Annotated in this window: 7 protein-coding genes; 5 read left to right on the top strand and 2 right to left on the bottom strand. The window is 71.5% G+C overall.

Annotated features, from left to right (window positions below; genetic code table 11):
* Positions 1–343 precede the first annotated feature (343 nt).
* From B8460_RS14395 to B8460_RS14415, 5 genes are all read left to right on the top strand, one after another.
* Positions 344–604 carry a hypothetical protein gene (locus tag B8460_RS14395; RefSeq protein WP_148360616.1) on the top strand — a complete coding sequence of 87 codons (261 nt, stop codon included), beginning with the start codon at positions 344–346 and terminating at the stop codon, positions 602–604.
* Positions 605–620: 16 nt separating this feature from the next.
* Positions 621–1,052, top strand: a complete 432-nt coding sequence (locus B8460_RS14400) for a hypothetical protein (protein ID WP_048862308.1) — start codon at positions 621–623, stop codon at positions 1,050–1,052.
* Between the two features lie 41 nt (positions 1,053–1,093).
* Entirely contained in the window at positions 1,094–2,104 is a 1,011-nt protein-coding gene (locus tag B8460_RS14405) for an enoyl-CoA hydratase/isomerase family protein (RefSeq protein ID WP_048862309.1), read from the top strand.
* 92 nt (positions 2,105–2,196) lie between these two features.
* Complete coding sequence (locus tag B8460_RS14410; RefSeq protein WP_052945249.1) at positions 2,197–2,892, top strand: PglD-related sugar-binding protein; 696 nt, start codon at positions 2,197–2,199, stop codon at positions 2,890–2,892.
* Complete coding sequence (locus B8460_RS14415) at positions 2,885–4,294, top strand: hypothetical protein (RefSeq protein ID WP_148360617.1); 1,410 nt, start codon at positions 2,885–2,887, stop codon at positions 4,292–4,294. Before B8460_RS14410 ends, B8460_RS14415 begins: the two co-directional genes overlap by 8 nt.
* On the opposite strand, the gene B8460_RS14420 is transcribed toward B8460_RS14415, so the two are convergent.
* Positions 4,275–5,138, bottom strand: coding sequence for a methyltransferase domain-containing protein (locus B8460_RS14420; RefSeq protein ID WP_048862311.1), 864 nt, complete (start codon positions 5,136–5,138; stop codon positions 4,275–4,277). The genes B8460_RS14415 and B8460_RS14420 overlap by 20 nt on opposite strands.
* Positions 5,139–5,171: 33 nt before the next feature.
* On the bottom strand, positions 5,172–5,928 hold a 757-nt coding region (locus B8460_RS14425), incomplete at its 5' end, for a class I SAM-dependent methyltransferase (RefSeq protein ID WP_148360618.1).

Raw genomic sequence — 5,928 nt, forward strand, 5'->3', positions numbered from 1 at the left:
GTCGCGCGATGCGGCGTCGGCTGGGACGTCCCCGGCTGGGACGTCCCCGGTTGGGGCGCGGCGGTTGAGGACGGGGTCGGCTGAGAGGGGCCGGGCTGGGACGTGCCCTGCTCCGCCGCCTGCGCGCGCGCCGCGCCCGCCACGACCGCGGCGACCGCCGCGGCGGCGATGAGTATGCGGACATGCATAGGAGGGGCAGGACTCCTGCAGCTTTCGACGGACCCGGACCCTACAAGCGCGGAACGGACCCGGCAACGCGGCGTTGCCATCACGACCGTTTCGCCGTGATATGGCCGTGGCTGACATGGCGGCGGCGCGCCCATGACAACCGGAGGATGAGATGATGCGATCCGCTGATAGCCTCTCCAGCGACGCCCGTGAGCAGCTTGCACGGCTGCGCGACCAGGTCGACAGCCTGATGCGCGACCGCGTCGGCGTCGGCATCGACGAAGCCGCCGGCCGGGCGGAGAAGGTGGCCCGCCGTGCCGCCGCCGGCGCGCGGGAACAGGCCGACGCGCTGAGCGGGCGGGTGCGTGACCAGCCGCTGATCGCCGTCGTTGCCGCGCTCGGCATCGGCTACCTGCTCGGCCGCTTCATCCGCTGACGGAGAGACGCCCCGCATGCGTCCCGTCCGACTTGCCCGTGCCGCCGCCGAGGCCGAGGGGCTGCGCCTGCAGCGCCTCGTGCGGCGGCAGGTGCTGCGCGTCGTTTATGCCGTTGTCGCCCTGATCTTTCTCGTCGCCGCGCTCGGCGTCGGCCACGTGGTCGGCTGGATGCTGCTGCGCGCGCGGATGACCGATCTGCAGGCGTTGCTGGCGCTGCTGGGCGGAGACGCGCTGCTGCTGGTGGTATTCGGCCTCCTGGCCGCCGTGAGCCACCCAGGCGCGGTCGAGCGCGAGGCGCTGGAGGTGCGGCGCGCGGCGACGTCGCAGCTCGGTCGCGACGTCACCGCATGGGTGACGCTGCGCCCCTTGGTGCGCATCCTGCCGGTGCGGCATCTGTATAGCCTGGTGCTTGCGGGCCTGACGGCGCGAAATCTGTCGCGCCGCTAGCCGCCGCACGCCGCTTTCCCAGCCCATGCAGAAGGACCGCGATGGACGACAGCCGTGACGGAATCGCCGCCTGGCGGGAGGGGCGGGCCGGCCGTATCCGGCTTGACCGACCCGCCGCGTTGAATGCGCTCGACCTGCCGATGGTCCGGGCGATCGCGGCGGCGATGGAGGGCTTCCGGGACGATCCGGCGGTGCACCTGGTCGTTGTGGACAGCGCCGCTCCGCGCGCCTTTTGTGCGGGCGGCGACATACGCGCGCTGCGCGACGACCTCGTGGCCGGGCGGACGGAGGCGGTGGACACGTTCTTCCGCGAGGAATACGCGCTCGACCTCGCCGTCGCACAGTTTCCGAAGCCCTGGGTCGCACTGGTGGACGGTGCCTGCATCGGCGGTGGGATCGGCGTGTCGGTGCACGGCAGCGCCCGCGTCGCGACCGAGGGGGCGATGTTCGCGATGCCGGAGACGGCGATCGGGCTGTTTCCCGACATCGGCGCCTCGTTTTTCCTGCCGCGCATGCCGGGAGCGATCGGTTTCTACCTCGCACTGACGGGCGCGCGCATGAAGGGCGCGGACGCGGTGCGTGCCGGGTTTGCCACGCATTACGTCCCGCGCGAAGCCATGCCGGGGCTTGCGGAGGCGCTGGTGCGCGATGGCGTGGCGGCGCTGGCGGCGCATGCACGGGCCTTGCCGCCGTTCGGCCTGGCACCGCACCGCGCCGCGATCGATCGCTGCTTCTCTGCCGGCAGCGTGCCGGAGATCCTGGCGCGCCTTGCCGCCGAGGACACGGATTGGGCACGCGAGACGACCGCCACCCTGCGCGCGATGTCGCCCTCGTCGCTGATGTGGTCGCACGCGCTGCTGCGCGCGGGCGCGGGGCGCGATCTTGCCGCCTGTCTGCGCGCGGAACTGGCGCTGGCGCATGCGGTGACGCGCCATCCCGATTTCCTCGAAGGCGTGCGGGCGATGGTGGTGGACAAGGACCGCGCGCCGCGCTGGTCGCCCGCGACGGTGGAAGCGGTCGATCCCGCCGCGATCGCCGCCCTGGCCGGCTGAGGCATCGCGCCCACCGCCGGACGCAGAGGGCGCTTGCCGGGGCGCGTGCTTCGGCCTCAGATCGCCGCCGTGTCAGACCAGGGTGCGCGCGCGTGTCGTCTTCGTCCGAATCGATCGTCGTCTACGGCGCGTCCGGCTTCGCGGTCAGCATCGCGGAGATGCTGGAGCATGGGTTCGAAAGCTTCGATTTCCGCGTCGTCGCCTATATCGACGATTTTCGCGGCGACCGTGGCGACGCGATCGACGGGGTGCCGGTGATCAATTTCGACCGCTGGGCGGCCGAGTTCCGCGCGCTGACCTGCATGATCACGGTGGGCGACCCAGCGGCACGGCGGCGACTGGCGGCGCGGGTGACGGAGGCAGGTGGTCGCGTCGGCACCGTGTGCCAGAAGACGGGCTCGATCTCGCCGCGCACGGTCACCGGTGCCGGCACGCTCGTCGCCAGCCGGGTCTATATCGGGCCGTTCACGGTGATGGGCGCTTGCACCATCGTGATGCCGATGGCGGTGCTCGGCCACGACATCGTCCTGGGCGACTGCGTCACGATATGCTCCTCGGCCAGCATCGCCGGTCATGTCGTGATCGAGGACGACGTGTTCGTGGGCGCGGGCGCGGTGATCGTCAACGGCACGCCGGACCGGCCGGTGCGGATCGGACGCGGCACGCATGTCGCGGCGGGTGCGGTGGTGACAAAGTCGCTGCCCGCCGACAGCCGGGTCTTCGGCAATCCCGCGCGTGACATCCGACGCGTCGCGGGCGACCGGTTGGCCGCGCGCCGCCGTGGCTAAACGCGGGCGGTTGCTGCGCTACATTCTCGGCGCGCTCGTGCTGGTCGCGGCATGGGACGGAATCAGCGTGCTGCGCCTGCATGCGCGGCAGGCGGCGCTGCTGCCGGCGCGCACCTGCGCGACCACCGGCGACGGGACGCTGCGCGTGTGCCACACGGCGGCCGACGAGGGCATCTACTACCGGCCGGCGGCGTGGCAGGTGGCATACAATACGCAGATCATCGCGCTGGACGACGGACGCTATGCGACCGTGCTGCATGGCGAGGCGCGCGACCTGCCGGCCTATGGCGCGGCGACGCACCGCCTGCGGCCGGGCGATTCTATCAAGTCGGGCGTCACGGGCGGCCCGCACGATCCCGCCGCCGTCTATCATGTGCCCGGCGATCTCGACTGGCGTATCTGGGGCAGCCTGACCGATCCGCATTCGCTGCTGTACGACCGCTTCGATCCGGCTACGTCCGGCCCCTCGGGCCTGAGCGGCGGCGGCAATCCGATGATGGTGCGCGGCGCGGCGGGCGATCCGTATTTCTATGTGTTGTACCTCGCGGTCGCGAGCGACGGCGGCCGCGGCGAGGCGTGGCGCAACATCCTGGTGGAGGCGCGCACCCGCGATTTCCTGCATTACGACCTGCTGCAGCGCGACACCGCGGCGCGATCGGTATGGGTCGCCTTCGCCGGCGACGCGGCGCGGCCGGCGGCGGTGGTCGATACCGCCGGACAGCTGATCGAGAGCAACCACCCGGCCCGCGTGACCGGGCCGGGCGATCCGCACCATCCGGTCGGGTCCGTGAATACGCAGGGGGTATTCGGGTCGCTGGCGCGGATCGGTACGACACTGTACTATTTCTATACCGATCAGGACCCGGCGGTGCCGACGCGCAGCCACCTGTATGTCCGTACCGCGCCGGACATCGCGACCAACGGCCGGCTGTCGCCGCCGCGCGCGGTGCTGGACGTGGCGCCGGAGATGCTGATCCGCGTCGCACGGGCGGCCGGCACGGCGGGCGGCGGAGGGGACCGGTGGGCGGTGTTCTACAACTGCTTCCGACGGCTGGCGCCGCCGGTATCCGACATCTGCCTTCAGTACACCCGCGACCTGGCGCTGGACGGCCCGGGCGGCATCGGTGGGCTCGTGCTGTTCGACGGGCCGGGCTTCAGCGGCGTGTCGCGCCACGCGCTCGGCCTGACGGGCGACGCTGCCGCCGCCGGCGCGTCGCTGAAGATCCAGCAATTCTACCTGTCGACGCCGGCCGGGGCGCTGGTGCGGCCGCGCGTCCGGGCCGACGGCGGACCGGCGCCGACCGGCGGCCTGCTGACCTGGACCGAACTCGGCCGCGACTGGTCGATCTTCGGCGCGCCTGTTTATTGGGCGGTGTGGGACGTCAGCCCGGAACGGCCCTGATGACCGGCACGCCGTTGCGGCGCGCGACGACGGTGAAGAAGGGCAGCGGCAGGACCGGGCCGGCAACGCTGTGGATCGACACGTCGATGCGCGCGAAACCGAGGGTAGTGAGCATGCGGCAGACCGCCGCCGGGCTGTGGTGCCACCAATGGTTCGTGTCGGTCGTGGGATCGGTGGGCGCGAACAGGGCGATCGGACGCTCCGTCTCGTCCGGCCGCACGGCCTCGGTCACGGGTTCGGTGACGATGATCGTCTCGTTGGTGATTTCCGCCGCGCCCTGCAGCGCGAGATACGGGTTCGGCAGGCGCAGCAGAACGCTCGCGAGCACGCTCACGTCGAAGCGGCCGAGATCCGACGGCGGAGCCTGCAGGTCGGCATAGACGATGCCGGCATCGAAGCCGACGGCGCGGCGCGTCACCCACCAGCTCGCGCGCATCCGCTCCATCAGGGCGTGCACGTCGGCGCGCGCCGAGGCGGGCAGCGGCGCATAGGTCGGGACCATCGACGCCTCCGCCCCGCGCGGCCATTCGATCGCCACCACCTCGCGCGCGACCGCGGCGAGATGCGCCGTGAGCCAGCCGCTGGAGGGGCCGTATTCCAGCACGCGCTTTCCCGCGAGCGGCACGCCGCCGAGCATCGCGGTTTCGCTGCCGCGCAGGTCGAGGACCCCGGGCTGCACGCCGCCGCCGGGCAGGCTGACGGCGTGGGTGAAAACGCAGTCCCGCGCCTCGGCCGCCGCGTAGGTATCCGCCAGCGCCGCCTGGAAGGCCGGCGTCATCTGCCCGTTGTAGCGCGACACCGGCAGATACTGCGTGTCGTAGTAGTGATCGAGGTCGATGCTCACGCGGAATACTCCGTTACGCGGCGGCTACGACAGTCAGGATTTGCGCACCAGCCAGCTGTCCTGCGTCGGATTGCCCTTCGCACCCTCGGGCTCGAAGTCGATCAGCGTGAGGCGCAGCGGATCGAGCATGGCGCGCCGGACATAGCTCGTCGGATGGAAGGTGCCGTAGTAGTTCGACCCGGCATCGTTGCCGCCCCCGACAAGCTGGTCGGCGTCGAACTGCGCGCGCATCGGCGGCGGCAGCGCGGCGCGATAGGACACGCCGTGCGTGGTGAAATACACATGGCCGCCCGGCCGCACCACGCGCTTGAGCTCCGCGAGCCACGGCACCTGCATCTCCTCCGGCAGATGGGTGAACACGGACAACGCATAGACGAGCCCGAAGTGGTTGTCGGGATAATCGAGATGCGGCTCCAGCCGGTTGGTGGTGAACTGCGCGAAGGCCAGGTTCTCGCGGCACCAGGCGATGGCGTCGGGGTTGAGGTCGGTCCCGTGCATCTCGACCGCCGGCGCTGCTTTCCAGTAGCGCAACACGCGGCCCACGCCGCAGCCGAAATCGAGCACGCGGCCGAGGCTGCGCGTGTCGATCCCGGCGCGGCGCAGGGTCGATTGGATCGCGCCGTAGCCGGCGCGGCCGAGGATAACGAACACCTCCACGTCATCGGTCCCGGCGACGAGAAAGCGGCCCTGTGGCGTTGGCAACGGCAGGTCGTCGGCGGCGATCTCGTTCAGGTCGACGGGCGGCAGGCCGTTGGCGACGGGCGGCTGGGCGGCCGGCATGGGTGCGGGG

The organism is Acidisphaera rubrifaciens HS-AP3 (assembly GCF_000964365.1).
GTDB classification, from domain to species: Bacteria; Pseudomonadota; Alphaproteobacteria; order Acetobacterales; family Acetobacteraceae; genus Acidisphaera; species Acidisphaera rubrifaciens.

Excerpts from the sequence above, each read along its gene's own strand:
- B8460_RS14400 (WP_048862308.1), top strand. The coding sequence starts at position 621 with ATGCGTCCCGTCCGACTTGCCCGTGCCGCCGCCGAGGCCGAGGGGCTG.
- B8460_RS14395 (WP_148360616.1), top strand. The coding sequence starts at position 344 with ATGCGATCCGCTGATAGCCTCTCCAGCGACGCCCGTGAGCAGCTTGCA.
- B8460_RS14405 (WP_048862309.1), top strand. The coding sequence starts at position 1,094 with ATGGACGACAGCCGTGACGGAATCGCCGCCTGGCGGGAGGGGCGGGCC.